The sequence below is a fragment of the Reyranella massiliensis 521 genome, from assembly GCF_000312425.1.
GTDB lineage: Bacteria > Pseudomonadota > Alphaproteobacteria > Reyranellales > Reyranellaceae > Reyranella > Reyranella massiliensis.
On record NZ_HE997181.1, the window covers coordinates 5711479 to 5738478 of the forward strand.

Below are 27000 nucleotides of genomic sequence, written 5' to 3' on the forward strand. Positions count from 1 at the left end.
CCGCTTGAGCCCGCTTTCCGACATACCGAGCGAGAAGACCGCGCGAATGCCGTGGCGCATACCGCTTGTCGCGGCGATGGCGCTTGCCTTCGTATCGCTCGCCCTGATTTCCGGTGCCGCCTACATCGTCGTCCTGGCCGGTGCGACGGGGACCGCCGAACGGCTTCTGGTCGATCGTGCGGCGCGCGTGGTCGATGCCCAGGTCGACCTCGTCCGCAGCCGCCTCGACCCGGTCAGCGAACAGCTCGAGCTGATCGCCTCGCTTGCGGCCGCCGGGCGCATCGACATCGAATCGCCTGTCGACATGCGCGAGGCGCTTGCCGTGATGATGGCGCGGGTGCCGGCGGTTTCGGCCGCGGGCTTTGCGACCCTGGACCTCAAGTTGCATCGCGCCGTACGAGAGCCCGACGGGCAGATTCATCGCGACACCGTCTCGCTGATCGACACGCCGCGCGGCCTGGAACGTTTCCGCGAACTACAGACCTCGCAACATACGTTCTGGGGGGCGCTATTCTGGAGCGAAAGCGCCCAGCAGCCCGTCGTCAATGTGCGGACGCCGGTCCGGCGAATCGACAATGCGTTCATCGGTGGGCTGATCGCCACGGTTGCCGTCGGTGATCTTTCCTACCTGATCGGCGATCCGACGCATGGCGGCGACGGCCGCTATTTCATCCTGGTCGGCCGCGACAAGGTGCTGGCGCATCGTCGCCTGATCAATTCGCGTGGTCTGGGTCTCTCCGAGGAACGCTCGCTGCCGACCATCAAGGAGGTCGACGATCCCGTGCTGGCGAAGATCTGGGACACGCCGGTGCGTTCGCAGCAGATCGACCGTGCTCTCGGTAATCTCGGTCATGTGGTGGAAGTGAACGGGCGGCGCTGGGTCTTCGTCTATCGCGAACTGCGCCGGTTTGGCCCCGATCCCTGGTTGGTCGGACAGTACTTTCCGATCGAGGATGCCACGAGCGACCTCGACCGGCTGACCAACGGCGCCATCGTCGGTGCCGCCACGCTGGCCGTTGCCGCGCTGCTGGCGCTGGTGATGGGGCTCAGCATGGCGCGCTCGATCCGCACCATCACCTCGGCGGCGGAATCGATCGAACACCTCAAGTTCGACGAGCCTTTCCATCGCCGCTCGCGGCTGCGCGAGATCGACGACGCCGGTCACAGTCTCGACAAGGCGCGCGGCGCGTTGAAGTGGTTCGGCGCCTACGTGCCGCATCGACTGGTTTTCCGGTTGATGGAGCTGGGCGAGAGCGCCGTGGCTTCGCGCCGCCGCGACGTCACGGTGATGTTCACCGATATCGTCGGCTTCACGCCGCAAGCCGAAGACCTGCCCGAGCAGGAAACAGCCGACATGCTCAACCACCATTTTGCGCTGCTCGGCGCCTGCATTGAGAGCGAGCATGGCGTGATCGACAAGTATATCGGCGACTGCGTGATGGCGGTGTGGGGCGGCCTGTTCAAGATGGAGGATCACGCCGATCACGCCGTCAAAGCCGCGCTCGATATGGCCCGCGTGATCCGCGAGGACAATGCCCTGCGCATCGCCGCCGGCCAGTTGCCTGTCCGCCTGCGCGTCGGCGTTCATTCTGGCCCGGTGGTCGTGGGCAATATCGGGGCGCCGGGCAGGGTCAACTACACGGTCGTCGGCGACACCGTGAATGTCGCGCAACGCTTCGAACAGCTCGGCAAGGAGTTCATGACCGAGGCCGATGACGTCATCGTTCTGGTCAGCGGCGACACCATTGCCGCCATGAAGCACCCGGAGGTACTGGGGACGTTGCCGACGCCGGAACTGCGCCATGTGAAGGGACGCGACGAGCCGGAGCAGGTCTATCGCCTCATCTAACATCGGGCTGACGCGGGCATGACACGGTTGTAATGCCCACGCGCTGGACGCGGCGCGGCATTCGCCGCTAGGGTGCACCATCCTGTGATGCCCTCGAAGGAATCAATAATTCATGGAACGACGCAAACTTTTTGCACTGTCGACGGCCATGTTGGCTCTCGTTCCGCTTCGTCCCTTGCTTGCGCAGGACTCCAACAAACCCTTCTCCAACGAGCAGCTCGACCAGCTTCTGGCGCCGGTCGCTCTCTACCCCGACGCCCTCCTGGCGCAGGTCCTGATGGCGGCAACCTATCCGTTGGAAGTCGTCGAGGCGGCGCGCTGGTCGCAGACCAATCCCAACCTCAAAGGTGATGCGGCGGTCGCGGCGGTGAAGGACAAGGACTGGGATGTCAGCGTGAAGTCGCTGACGGCCTTCCCGCAGACGCTTCAGATGATGAACAGCCAGCTCGACTGGACCCAGAAGGTCGGCGACGCGATGATCGGTCAGCAGAAGGAAGTTGCGGCATCGATTCAGCGTCTGCGGGCCAAGGCCGAGGCAGCCGGCAACCTGAAGTCGACTCCGCAGCAGAAGGTGACCAAGCAGACCAGCGAAGGCGCCAGCGCCATCGTCATCGAGCCGACCAATCCCGAAGTCGTCTACGTGCCCTACTATAATCCGGCCTGGGCCTACGGTCCGTGGCCGTATCCGGCCTATCCACCGCCATATTATCCGCCGCCGCCCAACTACGGGCAGGCGTTGATGACCGGCATGATGTTCGGCCTCGGCGTGGCGGCCGGCTCGGCGATGTTCGGCGGCTGGCACTGGGGCTGGAGCGGCGGCGCCTGGGGCAACAGCTACACGACGGTGAACGTCAACAAGGCCACGAACATCAGCGTCAACAATTTCAACCGCAATCACTACAACGATGGCCGTTGGAGTTTCGATCCGGCGCATCGCGGCGGCGTGCCCTATCGCACACCCGCCGAGCAGCAGCGCTACGGCCAGCATCGGCCGGATACGGCGCAGCGCCAGCAGTTTCGCGGGCAGCTCGAGGGCCGTGGCAACTACACGACGCGACCCGAAGGCACCGGCGCGCGCGGTGCAGAACAGCGTGCGGCGCAGGATCGCAGCTTCGAAAACCGTGGCGGCGCCGGTCGCAGCGACGCTTTCGATGGCATCAACCGCGGCGGGGCCGTCGATCGCGATTACGATCGCGGTCGGTCCTCCTGGGGGGATCGCGGCTGGGGCGGCGGTGGCGACCGCTTCGGTGGCGGTGGATTCCACGGCGGGGGAGGCCGGCGATGAGCATGTCGATGTTCCGACGGGGGCTTCTGGCGCTCGCTGTTTCTCTCGGTATGGCGGGCGGCGCGGTGGCGCAGCAGCCGACGAAGGCGCAGGGCTTCCCGACGCCCGATGCCGCGGCTGCTGCTTTCACGGATGCCGTGCGCGGCATGAACGACAAGGCGCTCACCTCCATCTTGGGGCCGGAGTGGCGCGAGTTCGTGCCGACTACGGCAGCGCAAGTGCAGGCCCGTCGCGCCAACTATCTCAAGGCGTGGGACGAGGCGCACGAGATCAAGGTCTCCGGCGACAAGGCCACCGTTGTGGCCGGCAAGTCCGGCTGGACCCTGCCGATCCCGATCGTAAAGGACGGTGCGGAGTGGCGTTTCGATGCCGTCGCGGGCTGGCGTGAGATGCGGCTGCGCCAGATCGGCCATGACGAAAGCGCCGTCGTGCAGACCCTGCTGGCCATCGTCGATGCCCAACGGGACTATGCGAACCTCGATCCGATGAAAACGGGCTCGCCCGTCTATGCCCGCCGGCTGCTCAGCCTGCCGGGGCGGAAGGACGGGCTTTTCTGGGAAACCAAACCCGGCGAGCCGCCGAGCCCCCTGGGCCCGGCCGTCGCCAAGGCCCAGGTCGATGGAGCCTCGCCGGATGGCCATTATGGCTACTACTTTCGACTGCTCTATTCTCAAGGTGCAGCGGCGCCGGGCGGAGCGCATGATTACATCGTGAACAATCGCATGGTCGGCGGCTTCGCGGCAGTCGCATGGCCCGTGCGCTACGGCGTAACTGGTGTGATGACCTTCATCGTGAGCTACGAAGGGGTTGTCTATCAGCAGGATCTCGGTCCTGATACGGCGCAGCGAGCTGGTTCACTGGTGGCCTTCAATCCAGACAAGGGCTGGGTGAAGGCGGATATGACGCCTCCGTGAGGGGGCATGTGGTTAGGGAGAGAACCATGATGAAAGTGAAGGCCCTCGCGCTGCTGGCGGCCATCGGCATGCTTGGCGGCTGTGAGAACATGACGACCGGCCAGAAGGGCGCCGTGACCGGCGCAGCGCTGGGCACGGGCATCGGCATGGTCGCCGGCGGGAGCTTCGGCACGGTGGTCGGCGCCGGCCTGATTGGTGGCGCGGCCGGCTACATCACCGGCTCTGCAATCGGCGACAAGTAACGGGGAGGTCGAGCCATGATCCGCAAGCTTTCGATTGCTGCCGCTGTTGCCACCGTCCTCGTCGCAGCGAGCGCCCAGGCTCAATCGCCGCCGCTCAACTTCGACCAGGCGGCCTATGTTACTTGCAAGGAAGCCCATGCGATGCGGCCCGAGGCGCGCAAGCAGCTGGCAGTCTTCCTGGCCGAGCACGCCGCGCGCTACCGCGGTGTCGTCGTCCCCGATGGCGAGATGGGCGCCCAGCTCGGCCATCTGGTGCGTGGCGGTTGCACCCTGGCACCCGACGCCTACCTCTTCACAGTGATCGACCGCGCGATCGTGGCCGAACTGCCGAGGCTGGCAAAGCGGAAGTAAGTCCGGCATCACGACGATGCGGGAAGAAGGCCGGGGCACGCCCCGGCCTTTTGTTATGACCGCCGGCTCTGGTGCTGCTGCCACAGAGACTCCTGGCGGACGAAGTGCGAGGCTTCAGGTCATCTTGATCATGACGTTCTTGGCGTAGGCGGGCCGCGTCGTGAGGCGGTCGTACCAGGCGCGGACGTTCTTGAGGTCGGGCCGTTCGATGTCGAGCGCATACCAGCGATAGACGAAGCAGCCGACGGGAATGTCGCCCATGGTGAAGTGATCGCCAACCACGTAACGGCGACCGTCTAGCCAGCGGTCGAGGCGGCCGAACAGCTTGCCGGCGTCCTCGGCGGCCTTCTTGATCGCTGCGGTGTCGCGCTTCTCTGGCGGAGTGCGGATCAGGCCCCAGAACGCAATGCGCATAGGCTCCGAAATCGTGCTGAGCTGCCAGTCCATCCAGCGATCGGCGTCGCTGCGCTGGCCAGGGTCGCTCGGCCACAGGGTGCCGGCGGCATACCTGGCCGAGAGGTAGCGGACGACCGAATTGCTCTCCCAGATGATGTGGCCACCATCGTCGATAGTCGGCACGACCCCGTTGGGGTTCATCTTCAGGTACCAGGCCTGATCGTTGCCGCCGAAGGGGCCGCCAACATCCTCGCGCTCGTACTTAACGCCGCATTCGTCGGCGGCCCACAAGACCTTCTGCACGTTGATCGAATTGGCGCGGCCCCAGATTTTCATTTCGACATACTCCCGTTTCTCTACGCGTGCGTATCAGTGCGCCGCCGCCCAGTTGTCGCCGACGCCGGTCTCGACGATCAGCGGCACGGTGAGCGAGGCGGCACCTTCCATGATCTTGCGCGTCACGTCCTTGGTCTTGTCGAGCTCCTTCTCGGGAACCTCGAACAGCAATTCGTCGTGCACCTGCAGGAGCATCCTGGCCTTGAGCTTGGCGCCAGTCAGGGCGCTCGGCAGACGGATCATCGCGCGCTTGATGATGTCGGCGGCACCTCCCTGCAGCGGGGCATTGATCGCCGCGCGTTCGGCGAAGGCCCGCATGCCCTGGCTCTTGTCATGAATGAAGCGCAGATGGATCTTGCGGCCGAACGGCGTCAGCACATAGCCGTGCTTGCGCGCGTAGTCCTTGGTGTTCTCCATGTAGTCGCGGATGCCGGGATAGCGCTGGAAGTACTTGGCGATGTAGTCGCGCGCCTCGGATTGGCCGATACCGAGCTGGTTGGCGAGGCCGAAGGCCGAGATGCCGTAGATGATGCCGAAGTTGATGGCCTTGGCGCGGCGGCGCATCAGAGGGTCCATGCCCTTCACCGGCACGCCGAACATCTCGGAAGCGGTGATGGCGTGGATGTCGTCGCCGCGTTCGAAGGCCTGCTTCAGCGAGGCGATGTCGGCGACATGGGCGAGCAATCGCAGCTCGATCTGCGAATAGTCGGCGCTCAACAGCTTGTATCCCGTCTCGGCGATGAAGGCCTGGCGGATCTTGCGGCCTTCCTCGGTACGCACGGGGATGTTCTGCAGATTGGGATCGGTCGAAGCGAGCCGTCCCGTCGCGGCGCCGGTCATGTGATAGGAGGTGTGGACGCGGCCTGTCTTGGCATCGACTTCGCGCATCAGCGCATCGGTGTAGGTGCTCTTGAGCTTGGCGAGCTGGCGATGCTCCAGGATCTTCACCGGCAGCGCATGGCCTTGCGCCGCGAGATCGTCGAGTACCGAAGCGTCGGTCGCCCAGGTGCCGCTCTTGTTGCGCTTGCCGCCCGGCAGCTTCTGCTCGTCGAACAAAATCTCGCCCAGCTGCTTGGGCGATCCGACATTGAACTCGCGGCCGGCAATCTTGTGAATCTCGGTTTCGAGTTCGGCCAGGCGCTTCTCGAAGTCCGCGCTCAATCTCTTGAGCTTCAGCGCATCGACCTTGATGCCGGCTGTCTCCATGCCAAGCAGCACCGGAATCAGTGGCCGCTCGATCGTCTCGTACAGGGTCGTGACGCGCTCGGGTATCAGACGCGGCTTCAAGCGCGCCCAAAGCTGCATGGTGACGTCCGCATCCTCGGCGGCATAGTCGCGGGCCTTGTCGAGCGGCACCTTGTCGAACGTCACCTGCTTGGCGCCGCTGCCCGCCACGTCTGAGAATTTGATGGTCTTCTGGCCGAGATGCAGCTCGGCCAGTTCGTCCATGCCGTGATTGTTCTTTCCGGCATCGAGGGCGAAGGAAATCAGCATCGTATCGTCGACCGGGCCGATCTCGATGCCATGGCGGCGAAAAACAGCCATGTCGTACTTGATGTTCTGGCCGACCTTCAGGACTGCCGGGTCTTCCAGCAGGGGCTTCAGCTTGGCGAGTGCGGTCTTGAGTGGGATCTGGTCTGGCAGGAGCTTGCCGTCGCCTGCACTATCGCCTGCGCCGCCGAGGTCCAGCGCGCCTTGAGCTTCGCCGCCCGGCGCGCGATGGGCGAGCGGCAGGTAGGCCGCGCGCCGCTTGGTCGAATTGACGTCGCCCCATGGCCCTTCGAGCAGGGCGAGCGAGACACCGACCAGCGCGGCATTGTTGGAGTCCAGTCCATCAGTCTCGCAATCGAAAGCAACGGTACCGGCCTTGGTCGCCTCGGTTATCCACTCGTCGAGCAGCTTCTCGTCGCGGATCAGTTCGTAGTCGGCGGCCGTGAAGGGCTGGTTCGACTTGGCGCGCGGGGCTGCCGTCTTGGACGGGGCGGGGTCGGCCCTTTTCGCGATTGTCGGTGTTGAGATCGGTGCGACCGGCGCCGTCGCCTCGCCCAGCTCGCTGGTGAAGCGCTGCAGAAGGGTACGGAAGCCTTGCTGCTCAAGCCAGGGCAGCAGCACGTTGGGGTTAGGCGTCCTCTTGTCGAACGAGTCGGGATCCGCCGGCGCCGGCACGTCGTCGCGCAAGGTCACCAGCTGCTTGGAGATGCGAATCAGTTCGGCGTTGTTCTCCAGCGATTCGCGCCTCTTGGGCTGCTTGATCTCCTTGGTGCGCTCCAGCAGCGCTTCGAGGGTGCCATACTCGTTGATGAGCTGGGCTGCGGTCTTGATGCCGATGCCCGGCGCGCCCGGCACATTGTCTGTCGAGTCGCCCGCCAGCGCCTGCACGTCGACGACCTTGTCCGGTGTGACACCGAACTTCTCGAACACTGCCTCAGGCCCCAGCTTGATCTTCTTGATCGGGTCCATCAGCTCGACGCCCGGCCGCACGAGCTGCATCAGGTCCTTGTCGGAGGACACGATCGTGCAGGTGCCGCCAGCCTCGAGCGCCATGCGGGCGTAGGTGGCGATCAGGTCGTCGGCCTCATAGCCGTCGAGCTCGCACACCGTGACGTTGAAGGCGCGCGCCGCTTCACGGATCAGCGGGAATTGCGGGATCAGGTCTTCCGGCGGCTCCGGTCGGTTGGCCTTATACTTGTCGTAGATCTTGTTGCGGAAGGTGACGCTGCCGGCGTCGAGGATCATGGCGATATGGTCGATCTCGGGATTGTCCAGCAGGTCGGCCACCAGCATGCGGCAGAAGCCGAACACGGCATTGATCGGCGTGCCGTCCGGCCGCGTCATCGGAGGAAGCGCATGATAGGCGCGGAACAGGTAGCCCGAGCCGTCGATCAGGTAGAGATGCCGGATCGGCTTGTTCTCGTCGGAGGCGGCCTTCTTCGCGGAGGCCGCGGGAGCTTTGGATTTCGCCATGCCCAAGGCGTAGCACGCTGGGCGCCGCGGCGGGAGGTGGGGCTGTGATAGGATCGGGCATGGCCGTCCTGCTTTCAGAGAATTTCCGCGCTCTGTTCTATGCTCCATTCTACGCCGCCGTAGTGACTGGCGCGTTCGAAAGGGCAGGGGTCGAGGTCGAACTGCGCGCCTCGCCGGACCCCGCCTCGGCCAGCAGGGCGCTGCGTGCCCGTGAAGTCGACGTTATGTGGGGCGGACCGCTGAGGGTGATGATGTTGCGCGATGTCGAGCCGGCGGCCGACCTGGTCTGCTTCTGCGATGTCGTGGGGCGAGATCCCTTCTTTGTCGTAGGGGCAAGGCCGCGGCCGGATTTCACGCTGCCTGATCTTCTCTCGGTGAAGCTCGCGACCGTTTCCGAAGTGCCCACACCCTGGATCTGCCTGCAGGACGATCTGCGGCGCGCCGGTCTCGATCCCGCGCGAGTCGATCGGATTACCGACGGCACGATGGGCGAGAACGAGATGGCGTTGCGCGAAGGCAAGGTCGATGCCGTGCAGGTCTTCCAGCCCCATGCCGAGCAACTGGTGTCGTCGGGCGCCGGCTATGTCTGGTATGCCGCCGCCGACCGTGGCCTTACCGCCTATACGACGCTGGTCACGCGCCGCGACGTGCTGACCGAACGCGCCGACGAGTTGATGCGGATGGTCCGCGGCATCGACGAAACACTGAAGTGGTTCGACGAGGCTCCCGCCTTCGACATTGCGGGCCAGCTGCAATCCTATTTCCCGGATGTCGCGGTCCCGCTGTTCGCGGCCTGCATCGAACGCTATCGCGCGCTCAATCTCTGGGGGCGCGATCCGGTGATCCGTCGCGAAGGCTACGACCGCCTGCACGCGGCCATGCGCTCGGCCGGCGCCCTCTCGCGCGACATACCGTTCGAGGATGTCGTCGATACCTCGCTCGCGCGTCGCGCTATTCAGGCCTGATGCCTTTGTCCTCGATGATCCTGCCCCAGCGGCGGGACTCGGCCGTCACGAAGGCGGCGAACTCACCGGGCGTGTTGCCGCCCGGTTCGGCGCCCAGCGCGGCCATCTGCTGCTTCACCTCGGGGCTGCGCAGGATCCTCGCGAGCTCCTGAAAGAGCCGGTCCACGATCGACGGCGGCGTTTCCCTCGTGACGAACAAGCCGTTCCAGCCGACGACGTCGTAATCGGGAAGCCCGGACTCGGCGACGGTCGGAATTTGCGGGGCAAGCGGCAGGCGATGGTCGCTGGTGATGCCGAGCGCTTTCAGCTTGCCGGCCTCCACGATGGGGAGAGTACCCGGCACGTTCTCGATCATGAAGGTGAGCTGACCGGCCACGAGGTCGGCAAGGGCCGGCGCGCCGCCGCGGTAGGGCACATGCGTCACGTCGATGCCGGCCATGGCCTTGAAAAGCTCGGTAGCAAGGAAGGGCGTGCTGCCAATGCCGCCCGAGCCATAGTTGAGTTCGCCCGGCCGCGCCTTGGCGAGTGCGATCAGCTCGGCGACCGAGTCGGCTGGTACGGAGGGATGCACGACGAGCAGGAGAGGGGCGACATTGACGAGCGTGACCGGGATGAAATCAGCCAGCGGATCGTATGGCATCTTCGCCAGCAGAAAGGGGTTCACGACCAGCGATGGATTGCCCATCAGGATCGTGTAGCCATCGGCCGGTGCCTTCGCGACGAGTTCGGCGCCGACCGTGCCGCCTGCGCCGGGCCGGTTGTCGATCACGATCGACTGGCCGAGGGCAGGTCCCAGATGCTGCGCCAGCAACCGCGCCATGATGTCGAGTACGCCGGCCCCGGCGGGAAAGGGCACGACGATTCGCACCGGGCGGTCGGGCCAGGCCTGTGCGGCGGCGGTGGGTGGCAGCAATGACGCCATGGGGAGCAATTGCAGCAGGTGGCGCCTGAACATGGACGGCATCGAAACCTCCGGCGGACATCGAAGCTTAGTCAAGCATGTGCTTTCCGCCAGCAAGACCCGCTTCTCATTTGCAGTCCGTGCGACGTTCCGATGGTTGCACGAAGGAGGGGAACGGCCTATCTAGCCACCGTCATCGGGGAGTAGCCGGCCTCATTCAGAGGTGGATGCGTCAACAGACTTGGTCCTCACGGACTATGGCGTATCCGGCGATCAGCTTGGCGAGACCTTTGGCTTTCTAGCGTCTTCACCCGCGGGATCGGGCGGCGCTGGGAGCCATAGGTTCGTGCTCGATCCCGCCGAAGATGCCCCACGTGGAAGCCTTCCTTATTTCAGCCGGTCTCGTGGCTGTCGCCGAGATTGGCGACAAGACGCAGCTCTTGGCGATGATCCTCGCCAGCCGCTATCGTCGGCCCGTCCCGATCATTCTCGGCATTCTGGTCGCGACCCTGGCCAATCATGCGCTGGCCGCCTGGGCCGGTGCCGCCGTCGCCGTCTGGCTGGGACCCGACGCCATGCGCTGGATTCTGGGCGTGCTGTTCCTCGTCATGGCCGGCTGGTGCCTGATCCCCGACAAGGAAGACGAAGGTCCCAAGGTTGCGGGTGCCGCCGGTGCCTTCGTCGCGACGGCGATCGCTTTCTTCCTGGTCGAGATAGGCGACAAAACTCAGATCGCCACTGTGGGCCTTGCAGCGCGCTTCAACGATCTCGTTGCCGTTACGGCAGGTACGACGCTTGGCATGATGATTGCCAACGTACCGGCTGTGCTGTTCGGCGATGTGTTGGCGCGCAGGGTACCGCTGAAGCTTGTGCGTGCGTCGGCTGCCGCCGCGTTCGTGGTGTTGGGCGTATTGGTTCTGCTGAAGGTCGACATGGGTTTGCTGAGTTGATGGCGACATCGACTTTAGTAGACGTCACGAGGCCGTTACCGCTTGTTGTCCATCCTCGTCCTGTTGTCGCCACATTCCGTGGTGAAAGTCACACCGTCTGCGATGGAGAGAACATTCAATAAAATATCACGGCGACTGCTGTGACAGACGCAGACGGTGATCGGGGGGAATCAGGAAAAGTTTGTCGAGGTCGACCGCGCCGGCAACGGGCCGGGCGGGTGGAGACGTGTGTGCCGGTTTTTGATGTAGGGGTGCGGAGAAAGACCATGCGTATCGAGTGGCCGTCGAAGTTGGCAATGGTTTGCGTCGTTGCCCTCGCTCCGCTGCTGTCTGCGTGCGACGAACAGGCTTCCGCCGACACGCCGAAGGCGGTTTCTCCCGATGTCGGAATCGTCACGGTGAAGGCGGAGCCGTATGCGCTTGTCCGCGAGCTGCCGGGGCGCGTGGCGCCGACACGCGTGGCGGACGTTCGGCCCCGCGTGTCCGGCATCGTCACGGCGCGCCTGTTCAACCAGGGCAGCGACGTCAAGGCAGGTGACGCGCTCTACCAGATCGATCCCAAGCCGTTCGAAGTCGAATTGCAGGCAAGCGAAGCGGCCCTCGAGAAAGCCAGGGCCGGGCTCGACCTCGCGGTCCCGCAGGCGACGCGTTCGGCTGCGCTGGCCAAGACGCAGGCCATTTCCACGGCCCAGCACGAAATTGCCGTGGCAACGGTGAATCAGGCAAGGGCAGAGGTGGCCGCCCGCGAAGCCGACGTCGCCCGTGCGAAGCTCAATCTCGAATACGCCACCATCCGCGCCCCGATCAGTGGCCGTATCGGTGCGGCCCGCATCAGCGAAGGCGCGCTGGTCGTGCAGAACGACACGTCGAACCTTGCCACGATCCAGCAGCTCGATCCGATCTATGCCGACTTCACCCAGTCGGCCGCCGAGCTCAACAAGCTGCGCCGTGCCGTCGAGTCCGGCGACCTGGAGCGTATTGCTCCCGATTCCGTGAAGGTAAGGCTGCTGCTCGACGACGGCACGCGCTACCCGCTGACCGGCAAGCTGCTCTTCTCCGAGGCGCGTGTCGATGCGTCGACCGGCCAGGTGACCCTGCGCGGCGAATTCCTCAATCCCGACAAGGTGCTCCTGCCGGGCATGTACGTGCGTGTCCTGATCGAGCAGGGCATCGACAGCGATGCGATCACGGTGCCGGAGCAGGCCATCCAGCGCAACGGCGGCGGCGGCAGCGAAGTGTTCGTGATCAAGGGCGACAATCGCGCCGCGATCCAGTCGGTGCGCCTGGGGGGATTGCAGGACGGCAAGTGGCTGGTGCTCGACGGCCTGAAGCCGGGCGACCGCGTCGTGGTCGATGGCTTCCAGAAGTTCGTAGCGGGCGATGCCGTCAACCCGCGGTCGCTCAGCCAGTCGGCCGAAGCCAACGACGACGACAATCCGGTCAAGACCATCAGCGCGACCCGTTGACGTCCTAGCGATCCGCCATGCCGAGTTTCTTCATCGATCGGCCCATCTTCGCATGGGTCGTAGCCCTCTTCATTTGCCTGATCGGCGCGATCTCCGTGCCGCTGCTGGCGATTGCGCAGTACCCGATCATCGCGCCGCCCTCGATCTCGGTGAGCACGAGCTATCCCGGCGCATCGCCTGAGAACCTCTACAACAGCGTAACGCGCCTCATCGAAGAGGAGCTGAACGGGGCCTCCGGCATCCTGAACTTCGAGTCGGCCAGCGACTCGCTGGGGCAGGTCGAGATCATCGCGAACTTCGAGCCCGGCACCGATCCCAGCATGGCCTCGGTCGAGGTGCAGAACCGCATCAAGCGCGTGGAAGCGCGTCTGCCGCGCTCGGTTATCCAGCAGGGTATTCTGATCGAGGAAGCCTCGAGCGCGGTGCTGCAGATCATCACGCTCACCTCGACCGACGGCAGCCTCGACGAGGTCGGCCTCGGCGACTTCATGGTCCGCAACGTGCTGGGCGAGATCCGGCGTATTCCCGGTGTCGGCCGTGCCACGCTCTACTCGACGGAGCGGTCGCTGCGCGTCTGGGTCGATCCTTCCAAGCTGGTGGGGTACGGCCTGACGGCGGACGACGTCACGCGGGCGATCAGCGCCCAGAATGCGCAGGTCGCCTCGGGCAGCGTCGGCGCCGAGCCCAGCACGCCGCAGCAGCCCGTGTCGGCGCTGGTGCTGGTGAAGGGCCAGCTCGGAACGCCCGAGGAATTCGGCGCCATCGTGTTGCGTGCCAATCCGGACGGCTCGACCGTGCGGCTGCGCGATGTCGCCCGCGTCGAGATCGGCGGGATGGGCTACCAGTTCACCACTCGCCTGAACGGAAAGCCGACGGCGGGCCTTTCGGTGCTGCTGTCGCCGACCGGCAACGCGCTCGCCACGGCAAGCGCCGTCGAGGCGAAGATGAAGGAGCTGTCCCGCTTCTTCCCCGCCAACATCAGCTACCAGATTCCCTACAACATCACGCCGGTCGTGAAGGCCTCCATCCAGAAGGTCGTCATGACCCTGATCGAGGCGGTGGTGCTGGTCTTCATCGTGATGTTCCTGTTCCTGCAGAACATCCGCTACACCATCATTCCGACCATCGTAGTGCCGGTCGCCCTGCTCGGCACCTGTGCCACGCTGCTGGCGGTAGGCTATTCGATCAACATGCTGACCTTGTTCGGCATGGTGCTGGCCATCGGCATCCTGGTCGACGACGCCATCGTGGTGGTCGAGAACGTCGAGCGCATCATGGCCGAGGAGGGATTGTCGCCCAAGGAGGCGACCCGCAAGGCGATGACCCAGATCACCAGCGCGATCGTCGGCATCACCCTGGTGCTGGTCGCTGTGTTCCTGCCCATGGCCTTCTTCCCGGGCTCGGTCGGCATCATCTACCGCCAGTTCTCCGTCACCATGGTGGCGGCCATCGGCTTCTCCGCCCTGATGGCGCTGTCGCTGACGCCGGCGCTCTGCGCCACTCTGCTGAAGCCGGTCGCGGCTGGCCATGGTCATGCCAAGCGCGGCCCGTTCGGCCTCTTCAACCGCGCGCTCGACGGGGTGCGCGACCGCTATACCGGCGTGGTCGGCTGGTCGCTGAAGCGGACGGGCCGCCTGATGGCGATCTACGCCGCCCTGCTGCTCGCGCTCGGCTGGGCGTTCGTGCGCCTGCCCGGCGGCTTCCTGCCGATCGACGACCAGGGCTTCATCACCACGGACGTTCAGACGCCGGCCGACGCTTCGTACAACCGCACCCAGGCCGCGGTCGAGAAGGTCGAGAAGTACCTGGCCGAAAAGCCGGGCGTCGGGGATGTCACCTTCATCACCGGCTACAGCTTCCTCGGCCAGGGCCTCAACACCGCGCAGGCCTTCATCACCCTGAAGGACTGGTCCGAACGCGGCCCGAACGAATCGGCGGCTGCCATTGTCGCCGACATCAACCGCGATATGGCGGCGATCCGCGACGCCGAGGTCTCGGCCCTGCAGCCGCCGCCGATCGACAATCTCGGCAATTCGGCGGGCTTCAGCTTCCGCCTGCAGGACCGTGGTCAAAAAGGCCAGGCGGCGTTGAACAGGGCGGCGGAGCAACTGGTTGCTGCGGCCAACGCCAGCCCGATCCTGCAGAACGTCTATATCGAAGGCCTGCCCGCAGCGCCGCAGGTCAATCTGATGATCGACCGCGAGAAGGCGAGCGCCTTTGGGGTCACCTTCGAGGATATCAACAACACGATATCGACCAATCTCGGCTCGGCCTATGTCAACGATTTCCCCAACCAGGGCCGCATGCAGCGCGTCATCGTGCAGAGCGAAGCCGCGAGCCGCATGAATCCCGACGGCATCCTGGGATACAACGTCAGGAACTCGCTGGGGCAGCTCGTGCCGTTCTCGTCCTTCGCCACGGTCGAATGGGCGAAGGGGCCGACGCAGATCGTGGGCTTCAACTACTACCCCTCGGTCCGTATCAGCGGCGAGGCGAAGCCAGACTATACCAGCGGCGACGCACTGGCCGAGATGGAACGGCTCGCCGGCCAGTTGCCGCGCGGGTTCGGCTACGAATGGACCGGGCAGTCGTTGCAGGAGAAGCTCTCGGGGTCGCAGGCGCCGTTCCTGCTCGCACTGTCGGCTCTGGTCGTCTTCCTCTGCCTCGCCGCTCTGTACGAGAGCTGGACGATTCCCATCGCCGTGCTGCTGACGGTACCGCTCGGCATGGCTGGCGCAGTGGTCGCGGCCAATCTGCGCGGGCTGTCGAACGACGTGTACTTCACGGTCGGGCTGATCACGATCATCGGCCTTGCCGCCAAGGACGCCATCCTGATCATCGAGTTCGCCAAGGATCTGCGGGCCCGCGGCAAGCCGCTGGTCGAGGCGACGCTTGAAGCCTGCAAGCTGCGCTTCCGGCCGATCCTCATGACCGGCTTTGCCTTCGTCTGCGGCGTGCTGCCGATGGCGATCGCGACCGGCGCCGGCGGCAAGAGCCAGCAGGCGCTCGGCACCGGCGTCATGGGCGGCATGATTGCCGTCGTGGTGCTGGCGCTGCTGATGGTCCCGGTGTTCTTCGTGGTGGTGCAGCGTGTGCTGGGTCGCGATCGCGAGAAGAAGACCGCGGCTGCGCCGCCGGCGTCAGTCCAGCAGCCAGCGGAATGACCGGCGGAGTTCGGCAGCTCCGTCGGTTTCGAACCAGCGCCCGTGTGCGATGATCACGCGCTCGGGGTTCCAGGCGATCATCCTCTCGACGGCGGCCTTCATCGCGGGCCGCTGCCGAGCGAAGGTCGCGCGCAGGTCGCGCGGCGTCTGACCGTCGGGCGCGGCCACGCCGCCCAGCTTCACCAGCCAGCGCAGCGCGAACGAGCCCAGCTTGTGCGGCTCGAAATTCTCGATGAGGTCGGCCAGCACGAGGGTGCGGCTGGCGTGATGGAAGAACACGACCTCGGTCATGTAGCTGCCGGCCACCGGCAGGGTCGCAATCGCTTTGTCCCAGGGATAGCCGGTCTCGCGATCGAGAGGGCGGAAGCGCGGTGCGATGCGGCCCTTCGCCTGCTCTTCGATCCGCGGCGCCAGCCAGACGTCGGCGCGCGGGAAGGCCGCCTTCCACTCCGGGATCCACCAGTAGTGGATGCGGTTGGGCCCGACGATCCAGCGCACGTTGCCGGCGGCGACGACTTCCGTCCGCAAGGACGGGGGCAGCGGCGTCGGCGAATGGATGAAGAGATCGTCGCCGAGCCGGATTACCGTCATGCGGGTCGGGAACGGCACCTTCAGGCCGGGCAGCGCGCCGAAACGGATGGTCGGCCCGTCGACGATCCAGAGGTCGGGCGCAACGGCTTTCAGGGTGTTGAGCGGCGGATAGGTCGCGTCGCCGTGCCCGCACATGGAGGTGAACTCCGTGCGAGCCTACGGCTTCTTTTCGTCCGACTGACCCCAGCCTTTCTTCTCGGCATCGAAGAAGGAGGCAAAGACCTTGCGGATTGTGCTTTCGGCGATGTCGCGGGTGATGAATACGACGCGGCTCTTGCGGTCGTCGCCCTCGGGCCAGGCGTCGAGCGTCGCCGGCGGATGGAAGACGTGCTGCACGCCGTGAATGACCACCGGCTTGTCGGTGTCCTTGACGTTCAGGATGCCCTTCATCCGCAGGAGGTCGGGCCCGCGATAGGTCACCAGCGCGTCGAAGGCGGCCGCGACCGTCGACCAGCTCATCGGCTCGTCGAAGGTCATGCAGAAGGCCTTGATGCGATCGTCGTGGCGGTTGGGATTGTGCGGATCCTGCTCGCCGCCATGCTCGTGGTCGTGATGGTCATGACCATGATCGTGGCCATGCCCATGGCCATGCTCGTGACCATGGTGATGGTGGTGACCGCCGCCGCCATGTTCGTGCTCGTAGGCTTCTTCGTGAAGCCAGCGCTTCACGTCGGCGGTCTTGGTTTCGGGATTGTAGAGGCCGGCATTCAGGATCTGGTTGGGGTCGACCTCGCCGCCGGAAATGGCGTGGAACGGCGCACCGGGGTTGAGCTGGTGCAGGCGGCTCTTGAGCTGCTCGAGCTTCGGCGCGTCGCTGATGTCGGTCTTGGTGAGCAGCAGCCGGTCGGCCACCGCGGCCTGCTTCACGGCTTCCTCGTGGTTGTCGAGTGTGCTCTCGCCGTTCACGCCGTCGACCGTCGTCACCACGCCGTCGAGGCGATAGCGCGAGGCGAGCAACGGGTCCGTCATCAGCGTGTGCAGGATGGGGGCGGGGTCGGCCAGCCCGGTGGTCTCGACCACCATGCGCTTGAATGGCGTCACCTCGCCGCGCGAGCGCTTCAGGAACAGCTCGCTCATGGTGCGCACCAGGTCGCCGCGTACCGTGCAGCAGAGGCAGCCCGAGTTCAGCGTGACCATGCCCTCGTCGTCGGACTTCTCGACCAGCAGGTGATCGAGCCCGATCTCGCCGAATTCGTTGATGATCACGGCCGTGTCGGCCAGTTCCGGCCGCCGCAGCAGCTTGTTCAGAAGGGTGGTCTTGCCGCTGCCGAGGAAGCCCGTCAGCACGGTGACGGGAATGCGCTGTTCGGCGGCGTTCTGCGTGTCACTCATGAAACTCTCGCTACGAAGGAGGTCACGCCAGCCAGAAACGCTCGGCCTTCTTGAAGTCCTTCCAGGCCCGTTCCAGCTTGCGCCGGCGGCGCTTGTCGCCACCCGTCGCCTGCTTGGCGAGGGCCTTGAGGGCGCCAGCCACGTCTTCCGTCGGGCGGGTCGCCGTGGCGATGTCGGCCAGCATCTGGGCTGCCACCGCGCGGTCGTTCAAGGCACCGAGCGCACCCTGCAGGCGCACTGTTGTTTCGATATAGGGCTTGGCCGCTGCAGAGGCAAAGGCAGGCTGCAGGAAGGTCGCCGCATAGCGCTGCTTCTTGATCGCAATGCGCAGCTCGTGCAGCTCCTCGGCATTGAGCTTCTCGAGGCCGCGACCACGCCGCTCCACCTTGCGGTGCCGCTTCTCGAGCACCTCCCGCCCGAAGTCGACGAGGCGCGTGTTCCGGCCCGACGGCGGCTGGGCGGCGAAGGCCGCGAGCTGTCGGTCGAACGCATTGTATCGGGCGCCGGACAGGGCGGCGCGGGCCCGTTGCAGATGGACGGCGGCAAGCCGGGCGGCGATGCGGCTCACTGCGGGCGGAACCCCTTCGACGGTCTCGGTGAGGAAGACGTGCAGGTCGCGGGCCGGCGCACATTCGCCGGCCAGCCACCTGGCTTCGGCCGACAGAGAGCGGACGACCGGCCCGTTGAGGGCGCCACGGAAGACGCTGAAAGCTGCGCGCATCTGCCGGAAAGCCACCCGCGTCTGATGGATCCCGATCGGCCGGCGACTCTGCAGAACGATGGCGCGATACTTGGAAAGATCGACATGGCAGTTCGCCACGATGAGCCGCAGGGCGACATCGGGGGCCATTTCCGGAGAGAGTTTGGTCGCGCGGGACGCCATGCAAACCGACCGTAGCGGCTGCCAACAATGGGGCAACCGCAAAGAACGACAGTCTGATGAGGGTCTTGTTGCATCGGGGTTAATGCGCCTTCTGGCCGGAATTCGCGGAATTCGCGGATTTCGCTGGCCGGCCGGGCGTTTAGCGCGAATTCCGCGCCACCCTTTGCAGTAGCGGTGGCGGGCCGGCGTGCTTTAGAGTCGCGCCTATGAGTATCGATGCGGTTGCCTTCAAGAAGGGCATGCGCCACCTCGCGGCGAGCGTCACCCTGATCACCACCAAGCACCGGGAGCTGCGCGGAGGGCTGACGGCGACGGCGGTTTGTTCGGTTTCCGCCGAACCGCCGCAAATTCTGGTCTGCGTCAACAAGACCGCGAGCGCCCACGATCCGATCGGCGAGGCGGGCTTCTTTTGCGTCAATATCCTGGCGCCCGACCATCGCAAGCTGGCGGAGCGCTTCGCTGGCATGGACGGCGTCGAAGGCGACGAACGCTTCTGCGACATGGGCGACTGGTTCACCCTTTCGACCGGCGCGCCGGTGCTGAAGGGCTGCCCCGTCTCGTTCGACTGCAAGCTGGTGACCAAAGTCGCAGCCGGCACGCACACGATCTATATCGGCGAGATCGTCGACCTCGCCCTGGATCCCGAGGCGAAGCCCTTGCTCTATGCCGATGGTGCCTTCGTCCACGTCGATGCCCTGAAGCACGCCAACGCAGCCTGAATGACGCGGACGCGGCCTGGACGCTGCCCGGGGTTGCGCTGCGGCGCGAACCCTCTATGTTCCGGCCCGCCTAAACGGACGCCTGCTGGGGCGTAGCCAAGCGGTAAGGCAGAGGATTTTGATTCCTCCATTCCCAGGTTCGAATCCTGGCGCCCCAGCCAACCGCGGCAGTCTCTGTCACGGGATTTCCGTATACGGAGGAAGTCGCGAGATTTCAGCGACTTAGGTCGATTGGCACCGGTGTCCCTACTGAATACTCCATCCGCGCTGGCGTGACGGGCGGGATTAGGTAGGCTGATCCTCGATGATCGCGTTCCTGAGTCTGCTCCTCCACGTCATGATCTCGCCGTTCAAGACGAAGGCGCGGCTGGAAGCCGAGATCATCTTGCTGCGGCATCAGCTGAACGTGGTGCGCCGGCGCGTCCCCTCGAACCCGAAATTGACGGTCGCCGACCGACTACCCTTTGTCTGGCTCTATCGCCTGTTTCCCTCAGTGTTGGATGCTGTGGCGATTGTCCAACCGGAGACCGTCGTCCGATGGCATCGGAAGGGCTTCCGGTTGTATTGGCGCTGGAAGTCGCGCAGCCGTGGTGGTCGGCCAAGGATACCAGGGGAGATCCGCCGCTTGATCCAGGAGATGAGTCTGGCCAATCGACTGTGGGGTGCGCCTCGCATCCACGGCGAATTGCTCAGGCTCGGGATCGATGTCGCGCAGTCGACAGTCGCCAAGTACATGGCGAGGAGTGGGCGAGGGCGGTCGCAGACCTGGAAGAGCTTTCTGCACAACCATACGGCAGGCATCGGCGCGATGGACTTCCTGGTCGTGCCAACGGTTGGCTTTCGCTTGCTTTTCGTTCTGGTCATTATGAGACACAAGCACCGACGGCTGATATCCCTGAGCGTAACGGCGCATCCGACGGCGGACTGGGTCGCCCATCAGATCACAGATGCGTTCCCGTGGGATGAAGCACCAGAGTACATGATCCGGGACCGTGACGGATGCTACGGCCAGGCAGTCACGAAGCGTCTTGCAGGCATGGCATACGCGATCACCCGATCGCCCGGCGGTCACCTTGGCAGAACGGGCATGCGGAGAGACTGATCGGCTCGATCCGCAGGGAGTGCCTCGATCACATCGTCGTCTTCGGCGAAGCCCATCTGCGCCGCATCCTCGCCGGCTACGCCGACTACTACAATGAACACCGAACGCATCTGTCCCTGGGGAGGGATGCGCCGTGCCATCGGCCGGTCCAGCGTCTCGGCCGGCTCGCTGCTCAGCCCATCCTCGGCGGGCTTCACCATCAATATTGCCGGATGTAGTTTTCGGCAGACACAGGGGTTGCCGCGAGAGCGACGCCAAAGCAGATTACAGAAAGCCAGCCGCGCATCATTTGTCTGCCTCCGACTTTTGCAAATGCGCCAGGCAAAAGCGCTCCGGCGCGCGCTCATCCTGTTTGGCCAAAAATTCGTCGCCGCACGAATTGTGGGTCGACCAGACGAGCAGGCCTAGATCGGCGGAGAGCGCATAAGGCCGGTCGTCATGCGAGGTGCCGGCGATGCGTCGGAGTTTGCGCGTTTCCAGATCGAAGGCAACGAGGCCCGTGTCGGCTGGATAGACAATCAGAGAATTCTCGGCATCGAAGAGATAGTTCTCCAGCTCCCATCCGCCCCACGCGACAAGAGTGGTCGGTGTATCGGGTGCCCGCTTGCGCAGCCTGAGTTCGATCGTGCCGTGGCCGAGATCATAGGCCCAGACGAGGAAATCGCGATTGCCCCGCATGGTGTCGAGAATGTCCCACTCGCTTTCCGGCACCTCGCTTTGCCCGACAACGCCGGGGCCGCGGCCTTGTTCGAGCAATGCGTAGATATCGTTTGGCACCTCATCCAGGCGGCGGCTGCAGTCCAACGTCGCCGCATAGACGACCGTGGTGCCTTCCTCCCCTTCGCCTTCCAAGGTCCATAGGGCGACGCGCGCGTAAAGCGTGTCGCCCTGCCAGGCCAGCGCCTTGATCGCCGCTGGTGAACCGTCGGGATGGGGCGGGGGTGTCAGGCTGGGGCGCGGGGTTGCAGCAACCAGCTTGCGGTCGGCAACCCGGTAGAGCCAGATCTGGTCGGGAAAATCGAATTCGAGGCTTGGCAGCAGGATCGCCAGCATCGAACCATCGGGCGATGCCTCGATCCGGGAGATGCGCGGTCCGGTTTCGGTGACGATCTCGGGGCGGGCCGCCGCGATAGGCTTGAGGTCGATCTCTTCGACGCCGAGCGGCGCCAGGGGTGCGACTGCAAGATCCTGCAAGCTGATGCGACGATTGAGATAGACCGTGTTCAGGCAATCATAGGCCTGCTTGCCCAATTCAGCCGATGTGTCGGACAATTCGGCAAATGTCCGGTCGGCAATGCAGCGGCGATCGCGCTCGCGGACCCAGTCGCGCTGTTCGAGCACCAGATCGTCGCGGGCCGCGCCGACCGCCTCGGCTTTTGCGGCCGCATAGGCGTGCGACAGGGCAAGGTCGTTCCAGCGTAGCACCGCCTGCGAGCAGATGAACTTTTCCACCGCGCTTGTCGTCTTGGCACAATCGAAACTTGCCGGCACGCTTTCGGCTTTGGCCGGCAATGCCCAGGCGACGCCAAACGTAAGCAAGACGGCAATTGCAATCGCGCGCCTAACGCCCAGAAATCTAGTCATGGACGACGAACTCAGCATTTTTGCACAAATTCTGCGTGCCGGCGGGCAACGGATCGCTACAGCATTCCTCCTCCTCGAAGATCACCGCTATGTCATACGTGCAGATCTTGCGCCCGTCGGGGATGGTGAATGTCCAGCTTGCGCCCGGTGCGAGCGGTCCGGGATCGAATTCATCGCCACCCTCGAAATTATTCATCCCGGCCTCCGACCAGACAAAGCTCTGCAAGGGCCGCTTGGCCTTGTTCGTCAAAGTCGCGTCGAGATCGCCAGCCGGCTTGGGGGCATCGCAGGCGGCGATCATGGCGGCCATCGGCTCGGCGGCACCTTCCATGTCGTAGCGCTGCGTATGCCCGTCGACGACGATCTCCAGTTCGCCCGTCGCGGTCAGGATGGCCCGCAGCGTATCGTCGAGCGGCAGGTACCCCTTCACGTCCTTTCCACCTGAATCCTCGTTGGAGCGGGCCTTTTCCGAAAACTCGACCGTCTCTCCGCCCGCCGACAGGCGCACATGCATCGCCGCACCCTCCTCGGCGCTGCTTTCCTCATCCTGCACGTTGACGTTCACCACGGGCTTGCCGATGGCGCAGGAGAAATGAAGCATCACATAGTCGCTGTCCGGGATGCCGTAGGCGAGCGTCGTAGAACGTCCGTCGGAAGGGCCGAACCAGCGCGGCTTCTCTTCGTCCTGCGCGGCGGCCGGCAGCAGCACGGCCGGCATGAGCAGCATCAGGGTCGCCGCGAGTAAGGTCCGATAGTGTCGTTTCACGGCGCGCTCCTGTCTCTGTCCTGCGCTCAGCCGCCGATCGGGCGGAAGAAAGTGATGACCGGCCGGAAATTCCAGCCGGCATGGCAGATAATCTCGATTATCGGCTGCTTCAGTTCGTTGAGGTCGAACGTGTAGGCGTAGCTGAGATCGAAGGTCGGCTTGCCGTCCCGGAATTGCAGGCCGAAGACCCGCTCGTGCCGGTATTCGAAGAAAGTAATGCCATAGGAGACGCTCCAGTTCAGGCTAAGCAGGTCCGGGCCGCGCCCGGCCGACCAGTCGAAGGAAGCGTAGCGGTCCTGTGCTCGGACATTGCGCGCGCGCCCGTCGAAGCGCAGCACCAGCCGGTAGCCTTTGCTAATGCCGTGAATGCGCATCAGGTCGAGCCACTTGGCGTCGGCGTAACGCCAGTCGACGACGAGTTCGTTGGCGCGGCTGCCACGCTTGATCGTATAGGGAACGTCCTGTTCGTTGATGGAAAGCAGGCGTTGCATCAGCGTTTCCGCCGCCGCCGGCTCGATGCCGGGAACGGCCGGCACCTGGGCGGCCCAGGAGGCGATCCGGCCGAAGACGAAAAACTGCAAGCCGGCCCAGACGAAAATGCCGTATAGGGTCACGGCCTTGATCCGCTCCCCGAAAGGATCGGCCGGAAAGGAAGGCGGCCCGTCGATGGGGCCGTATTTTGCCTGCACGAGAGTGACAGCCAGAAAGGGTAGGGCGAATACGAAGCCGAAGAAATAGAGAAAGAACAGCAGCACCCGTCCGACCTTCCTCTTGTGCGAGGCCCGGTCGGTCGACGTTTTGTCGCTGGCGTTGACAGTCCCGCCGCCTGGCAAGCTCATTCAGATCTTTTCCCCACCGCCCCTGATCGCGCCCCATAATGCCGTTTCCGCCTCCCCTCGTCGTGGACAGGAAGGAACCGGATACGGACAGAACGGAACCAAATTGACGTTCGCACGGCTCTCTTGCATCGTCGCGGCGAAGGGGGCGTGAATGGGGAACCTGGACGAAGCGGACTCGGCACCGGCCTCATCGCTATTCCTGTCGACGTCGGCACTGCCCGCTCAGGATCGGCTCCCGGTCTGGCGCGAGGTATTCGGACAGATGATGGTGCGGCTCGACATCGAGCCGGCGAAAGATACGGCTTTTCATGCCGAAGGCGAACTGCTCATGCTGCCGGGCGCCGCTTGCGGCTCAATTGCCGCCACTCCCTTTCGGGTGTCGCGCACGCAAAAGCTCATCGCCGCCGACGAGGCGGATATGATCTTCGTCGTGACCGCCGACGTGCCGCTCCATGTCGCCCAGAATGGCCGCGAACGGATACTCGACGCCGGCGACGCCATTTTTGTGCGAGGAGGCGAACGCAGCATTATCCAGTCGCACGACAGGGCGAAATTCACCAACATATCGGTGCCGATCGACGATCTGATGCCGCTGCTTCCTGTCTGCCAGAACCCATCAATGACCGTGGTAAGCCGGCAAAGCGACGTGCTCGGTCTGCTCCTCGGCTATGTGCGCCTATTGCACAGCCAAATGCCGCACCCCGACGAGCTCAGTCGGCTCGCCGCCGGCCATATCCGCGACCTGATGGCGGCGATGATCGGTGCCGTTCCGGACGCCGATCCGCCGGCCTATGAACGCGGCGGCATGCGCGCGGCCCGGCTGCGGGCGATCAAGGCCGATATCGGCCGGCGTCTTTGCGAGCCGGGACTCTCCATCGACGCGATTGCGGTGTGCCACGGTGTTTCGCCGCGCTATGTCCGTAAACTGTTCCAAGAGGACCAGACGACGTTCTCCGATTTCGTCCTGTTCTTGCGGCTGGAACGCTCGCAACAAATGCTGCGCAGCCCGACCGAAGCGATCTCCACGATCGCATCGATCGCACATGCCTGTGGCTTCAATGACCTTTCCTACTTCAACCGGACGTTTCGCCGTAGATGCGGCTGCACCCCGTCGGAATTTCGCAATGGCGCCCCATAGGACGTCACCTCCGACGCTGCCTCACGAGCCTGTCGCTCGAAGAGGAGAACAGTCATGAAGGTCTTCAAGGGGATTACCGCAGCCCTGCTCGGAACCACCCTGCTGGCGGGCGCCGTCTATGCCCAGCAGACGCCATCCGCGCCCGCACAGGCCACCGCACCGACGGCGCAGCAAAAGGAAGCCGCCCGCGACCTTGCCAAGCTGTCGGCCGACGGCGCCATTGCCTTCCGCGCGCTTCACCTCGCCCGCGTCGCGATCTTCGATGCCGATCCCGCCGCGGCGAAGAAGCTGGTTGCCGATGCGCGTGCCGCTCTGGCCAAGGCCAAGACCGATTCGACGGCCTTCCAGAAGGCCGAGGCGGATTTCAAGATGCCGAAGGGCATGAAGGCCGCGCCGGCTGCCGGCTCTGCGTCGACGCAGCCTGTCGCGTGGCTGCCGATCGACGGTCAGCTCGCCCTGGACGAAGACTTCGTATCAACGCCGGCCAAGGCTGCGGCCGTTGCCGACGCGAACAAGTCGCTTGAGAAGGGCAATCGCGCCGAGGCGATCGAAAAGCTCCGCGTCGCCGACGTGAAGGTGATGTTCGCGATGGCGCTGGCGCCGCTCGACAAGACAATGGCCGACGTCGACCAGGCGGCGAAGCTCCTCGACGGCGGCAAGTACTACGAAGCCAATGCCGCCCTGAAGAAGGTCGAGGAAGGCGTCCGCTACGACGTGATTCTTGCTTCGGCCCAGCCGCCGAAGGCGGCAGCGCCGAAGCAGAACTAGCAGCCTCGACGTTCCTTCCCTCGGTGGCGTGCATCGAGGGAAGGACACGTTAGGCCCGCTTCATCGCACGTTCGCGGGCACGCCAGATCTGCGCGAGTCGCGTCGCGCGGTCCTGCTCCGTCGTAAAGAGGTCGGGCAGCCCTTCCTTGCTCTCGGCCAGCAATCGCTCCTCGATGACCGCATGCGTCTCGCTGCGGCCGTCGGCCAGCAGATGTTCGACCGGCGCACCACGCTCCGCTAAGCGTCGGGACACCAGCACCGTGCGATGGCAGTCGAGTGGCTCCTTCTCGGCGCACATCAAGCAGAGGGTGGTATCGGCAGCGGCGGCGACCAGACGGTCCAGCGCCTCGCTGAATTCCGGCCTTGTCGCCAGCGCCTCGTAGCTTCCGCCGGCTTGGGGTTTTCCCCCGAGCGCGGCGCCTTCGTAGCGGTAGAGAATGTCGGCCGTGGCGAGACGGGCCACCAGTCGCTCCCGCCCGAACTGCGGAAAGCGCCGCGAATAAGGTGTCGAGCGCACGTCGACCAGCACCTCGACGCCAGCTGCGGTCAGGAGATCGACGAAGCGCTCGACCGGGTGATTGGAGTGGCCGATGGTCTTGATCGGTTTCATGCGAGCTGCCGGACCAGATCGATGAAGCCCAGCGTTGCGGCCGAATGTTCATCGCGACGGCAGGCCAGATTGAGCGGCACCTTGAGCGCGGGCCGCCCGGTGAGGGGGCGGTAGGTTACACCCTCCAGGGGCAGGCGGCTCAAGGAGGCCGGGACGATGGTAATCCCCAACCCGGCGGCGACCAGGTTGAGGGTGGAAACGATGCGCGGCGCCTCCTGGCTGACATGGGGGCTGAAGCCCGCTTCGCTGCAGGCGGCGATGATCACGTCGTAGAGGCCGCGACCATCGGGCCGGCGGTAGAGGATGAAGTCCTCCGTCGCGAGATCCTTCAGGGTGAGCTTCGGCCGACGGGTCAGGCGGTGGCGGGCCGGCAGCGCGGCCGACATTTCTTCCTGCAGCAACGCATGCACGGTGAGCCCCTGCGGGTCGGCAAGGCCCGCGCGGATGAAGGCGATATCCAACCGCTCCTCGCGCAGGCCGGCCAGGAGTTCGCCCGAACTGCTCTCCTCCAGCACGAACGAGACATCGGGCCGCGTGCTGCGGAACTCGCGAATCGCGCGCGCGACCAGAGGATGAAACGGCGCCGAGGTGGTGAATCCCACGGCGATGCGGCCGGTCTCGCCGCGTGCCGTACGACGCGCTCGCACGATGGCCTGGTCGACAGCGGCGAGGATCGCTTCGGCGTCGACCAGAAAGGAGCGGCCGGCGTCGGTCAGGCTGACGCCGCGTGGGTGGCGTACGAAGAGGCTCGCGTCGATTTCGCGTTCGAGGGCGCGGATCTGCTGCGACAGGGGCGGTTGCTGAATGTGGAGCTTCTCCGCCGCGCGCGTGACATGGCCCTCGCGGGCGACGGCAACGAAATAGCGGAGATGGCGCAGTTCCATG

At 64.9% G+C, this 27000-nt stretch carries 25 protein-coding genes, 1 tRNA gene and 1 riboswitch; of the genes, 15 read left to right on the top strand and 11 right to left on the bottom strand.

All coding sequences use genetic code 11. The annotated features are described in order from the left end of the window. The first annotated feature begins 46 nt into the window (after nt 1-46). From BN60_RS27905 to BN60_RS27925, 5 genes are all read left to right on the top strand, one after another. Nucleotides 47-1849: an adenylate/guanylate cyclase domain-containing protein gene (locus BN60_RS27905; RefSeq protein ID WP_020699495.1), complete on the top strand. Its 1803-nt coding sequence runs from the start codon at nt 47-49 to the stop codon at nt 1847-1849. Nucleotides 1850-1961: 112 nt separating this feature from the next. Continuing rightward, nucleotides 1962-3134, top strand: coding sequence for a DUF3300 domain-containing protein (locus BN60_RS27910; RefSeq protein WP_020699496.1), 1173 nt, complete (start codon nt 1962-1964; stop codon nt 3132-3134). Beyond that, nucleotides 3131-4048, top strand: a complete 918-nt coding sequence (locus BN60_RS27915; RefSeq protein WP_020699497.1) for a DUF2950 domain-containing protein — start codon at nt 3131-3133, stop codon at nt 4046-4048. The genes BN60_RS27910 and BN60_RS27915 overlap by 4 nt, the downstream gene beginning before the upstream one ends. Nucleotides 4049-4074: 26 nt before the next feature. Continuing rightward, entirely contained in the window at nt 4075-4290 is a 216-nt protein-coding gene (locus tag BN60_RS27920) for a hypothetical protein (protein WP_020699498.1), read from the top strand. 15 nt (nt 4291-4305) lie between these two features. Continuing rightward, nucleotides 4306-4641, top strand: coding sequence for a hypothetical protein (locus tag BN60_RS27925; RefSeq protein WP_020699499.1), 336 nt, complete (start codon nt 4306-4308; stop codon nt 4639-4641). A gap of 114 nt (nt 4642-4755) precedes the next feature. Here BN60_RS27925 and BN60_RS27930 read toward each other — a convergent pair whose 3' ends face one another. Together BN60_RS27930 and polA are read right to left on the bottom strand one after the other, a co-directional pair. After that, nucleotides 4756-5373 carry a glutathione S-transferase family protein gene (locus tag BN60_RS27930; RefSeq protein WP_020699500.1) on the bottom strand — a complete coding sequence of 206 codons (618 nt, stop codon included), beginning with the start codon at nt 5371-5373 and terminating at the stop codon, nt 4756-4758. Nucleotides 5374-5406: 33 nt separating this feature from the next. Then, the gene (gene polA / locus BN60_RS27935) at nt 5407-8337 is read right to left on the bottom strand and encodes a DNA polymerase I (RefSeq protein ID WP_020699501.1); all 2931 of its coding nucleotides are present in this window, start codon (nt 8335-8337) and stop codon (nt 5407-5409) included. Nucleotides 8338-8396: 59 nt separating this feature from the next. Here polA and BN60_RS27940 point away from each other — a divergent pair, with 59 nt between their 5' ends. Next, nucleotides 8397-9302 (top strand): ABC transporter substrate-binding protein, encoded by a 906-nt coding sequence (locus tag BN60_RS27940; protein WP_020699502.1) that lies wholly within the window; start codon nt 8397-8399, stop codon nt 9300-9302. Here BN60_RS27940 and BN60_RS27945 read toward each other — a convergent pair. Further along, nucleotides 9289-10266 (bottom strand): Bug family tripartite tricarboxylate transporter substrate binding protein, encoded by a 978-nt coding sequence (locus BN60_RS27945; RefSeq protein ID WP_020699503.1) that lies wholly within the window; start codon nt 10264-10266, stop codon nt 9289-9291. The two genes, BN60_RS27940 and BN60_RS27945, sit on opposite strands and share 14 nt — an antisense overlap. 123 nt (nt 10267-10389) lie before the next feature. Continuing rightward, nucleotides 10390-10555, top strand: a riboswitch (yybP-ykoY riboswitch). A gap of 22 nt (nt 10556-10577) precedes the next feature. Between BN60_RS27945 and BN60_RS27950 the strand changes: the two genes are divergently transcribed. From BN60_RS27950 to BN60_RS27960, 3 genes are all read left to right on the top strand, one after another. Next, nucleotides 10578-11153, top strand: coding sequence for a TMEM165/GDT1 family protein (locus tag BN60_RS27950; RefSeq protein ID WP_043284419.1), 576 nt, complete (start codon nt 10578-10580; stop codon nt 11151-11153). Between the two features lie 266 nt (nt 11154-11419). Further along, nucleotides 11420-12619: an efflux RND transporter periplasmic adaptor subunit gene (locus tag BN60_RS27955; RefSeq protein ID WP_020699505.1), complete on the top strand. Its 1200-nt coding sequence runs from the start codon at nt 11420-11422 to the stop codon at nt 12617-12619. Between the two features lie 17 nt (nt 12620-12636). After that, complete coding sequence (locus BN60_RS27960; protein WP_020699506.1) at nt 12637-15783, top strand: multidrug efflux RND transporter permease subunit; 3147 nt, start codon at nt 12637-12639, stop codon at nt 15781-15783. Here BN60_RS27960 and BN60_RS27965 read toward each other — a convergent pair. The 3 genes from BN60_RS27965 to BN60_RS27975 are packed head-to-tail and all read right to left on the bottom strand — an operon-like array spanning nt 15760 to nt 18589. Then, nucleotides 15760-16509: a DUF4336 domain-containing protein gene (locus BN60_RS27965; protein ID WP_020699507.1), complete on the bottom strand. Its 750-nt coding sequence runs from the start codon at nt 16507-16509 to the stop codon at nt 15760-15762. The two genes, BN60_RS27960 and BN60_RS27965, sit on opposite strands and share 24 nt — an antisense overlap. Nucleotides 16510-16530: 21 nt before the next feature. After that, a complete protein-coding gene (locus BN60_RS27970) occupies nt 16531-17706 on the bottom strand; it encodes a CobW family GTP-binding protein (RefSeq protein WP_020699508.1) in 1176 nt (391 codons plus the stop codon). A 22-nt stretch (nt 17707-17728) separates the two neighbouring features. After that, nucleotides 17729-18589: a CHAD domain-containing protein gene (locus tag BN60_RS27975; protein ID WP_083856322.1), complete on the bottom strand. Its 861-nt coding sequence runs from the start codon at nt 18587-18589 to the stop codon at nt 17729-17731. Between the two features lie 206 nt (nt 18590-18795). Here BN60_RS27975 and BN60_RS27980 point away from each other — a divergent pair, with 206 nt between their 5' ends. From BN60_RS27980 to BN60_RS31885, 4 genes are all read left to right on the top strand, one after another. Beyond that, the gene (locus BN60_RS27980; RefSeq protein ID WP_020699510.1) at nt 18796-19308 is read left to right on the top strand and encodes a flavin reductase family protein; all 513 of its coding nucleotides are present in this window, start codon (nt 18796-18798) and stop codon (nt 19306-19308) included. Nucleotides 19309-19394: 86 nt separating this feature from the next. Then, nucleotides 19395-19469: transfer RNA gene (locus BN60_RS27985), tRNA-Gln, on the top strand. Nucleotides 19470-19612: 143 nt separating this feature from the next. Continuing rightward, on the top strand, nt 19613-20410 hold the full coding sequence (locus BN60_RS31110; protein WP_051150200.1) for a helix-turn-helix domain-containing protein: 798 nt from the start codon (nt 19613-19615) through the stop codon (nt 20408-20410). After that, on the top strand, nt 20308-20628 hold the full coding sequence (locus tag BN60_RS31885; RefSeq protein WP_086002700.1) for an integrase core domain-containing protein: 321 nt from the start codon (nt 20308-20310) through the stop codon (nt 20626-20628). The genes BN60_RS31110 and BN60_RS31885 overlap by 103 nt, the downstream gene beginning before the upstream one ends. A 67-nt stretch (nt 20629-20695) precedes the next feature. On the opposite strand, the gene BN60_RS29320 is transcribed toward BN60_RS31885, so the two are convergent. The 3 genes from BN60_RS29320 to BN60_RS28005 form a co-directional block, all read right to left on the bottom strand. Beyond that, on the bottom strand, nt 20696-21949 hold the full coding sequence (locus tag BN60_RS29320) for a lysozyme inhibitor LprI family protein (protein ID WP_051150201.1): 1254 nt from the start codon (nt 21947-21949) through the stop codon (nt 20696-20698). 37 nt (nt 21950-21986) lie between these two features. After that, nucleotides 21987-22712 (bottom strand): hypothetical protein, encoded by a 726-nt coding sequence (locus BN60_RS29325; protein WP_148283542.1) that lies wholly within the window; start codon nt 22710-22712, stop codon nt 21987-21989. 74 nt (nt 22713-22786) lie between these two features. After that, nucleotides 22787-23599, bottom strand: a complete 813-nt coding sequence (locus BN60_RS28005; protein WP_020699513.1) for a hypothetical protein — start codon at nt 23597-23599, stop codon at nt 22787-22789. Nucleotides 23600-23750: 151 nt separating this feature from the next. Between BN60_RS28005 and BN60_RS31595 the strand changes: the two genes are divergently transcribed. Continuing rightward, the gene (locus BN60_RS31595) at nt 23751-24737 is read left to right on the top strand and encodes a helix-turn-helix transcriptional regulator (RefSeq protein ID WP_020699514.1); all 987 of its coding nucleotides are present in this window, start codon (nt 23751-23753) and stop codon (nt 24735-24737) included. Between the two features lie 54 nt (nt 24738-24791). Then, nucleotides 24792-25505, top strand: coding sequence for a YfdX family protein (locus BN60_RS28015; protein WP_020699515.1), 714 nt, complete (start codon nt 24792-24794; stop codon nt 25503-25505). Nucleotides 25506-25554: 49 nt separating this feature from the next. On the opposite strand, the gene BN60_RS28020 is transcribed toward BN60_RS28015, so the two are convergent. Together BN60_RS28020 and BN60_RS28025 are read right to left on the bottom strand one after the other, a co-directional pair. After that, entirely contained in the window at nt 25555-26115 is a 561-nt protein-coding gene (locus tag BN60_RS28020; protein ID WP_020699516.1) for a DUF488 domain-containing protein, read from the bottom strand. Further along, complete coding sequence (locus BN60_RS28025) at nt 26112-26999, bottom strand: LysR family transcriptional regulator (RefSeq protein WP_020699517.1); 888 nt, start codon at nt 26997-26999, stop codon at nt 26112-26114. Before BN60_RS28025 ends, BN60_RS28020 begins: the two co-directional genes overlap by 4 nt. Nucleotide 27000: the final 1 nt, after the last annotated feature.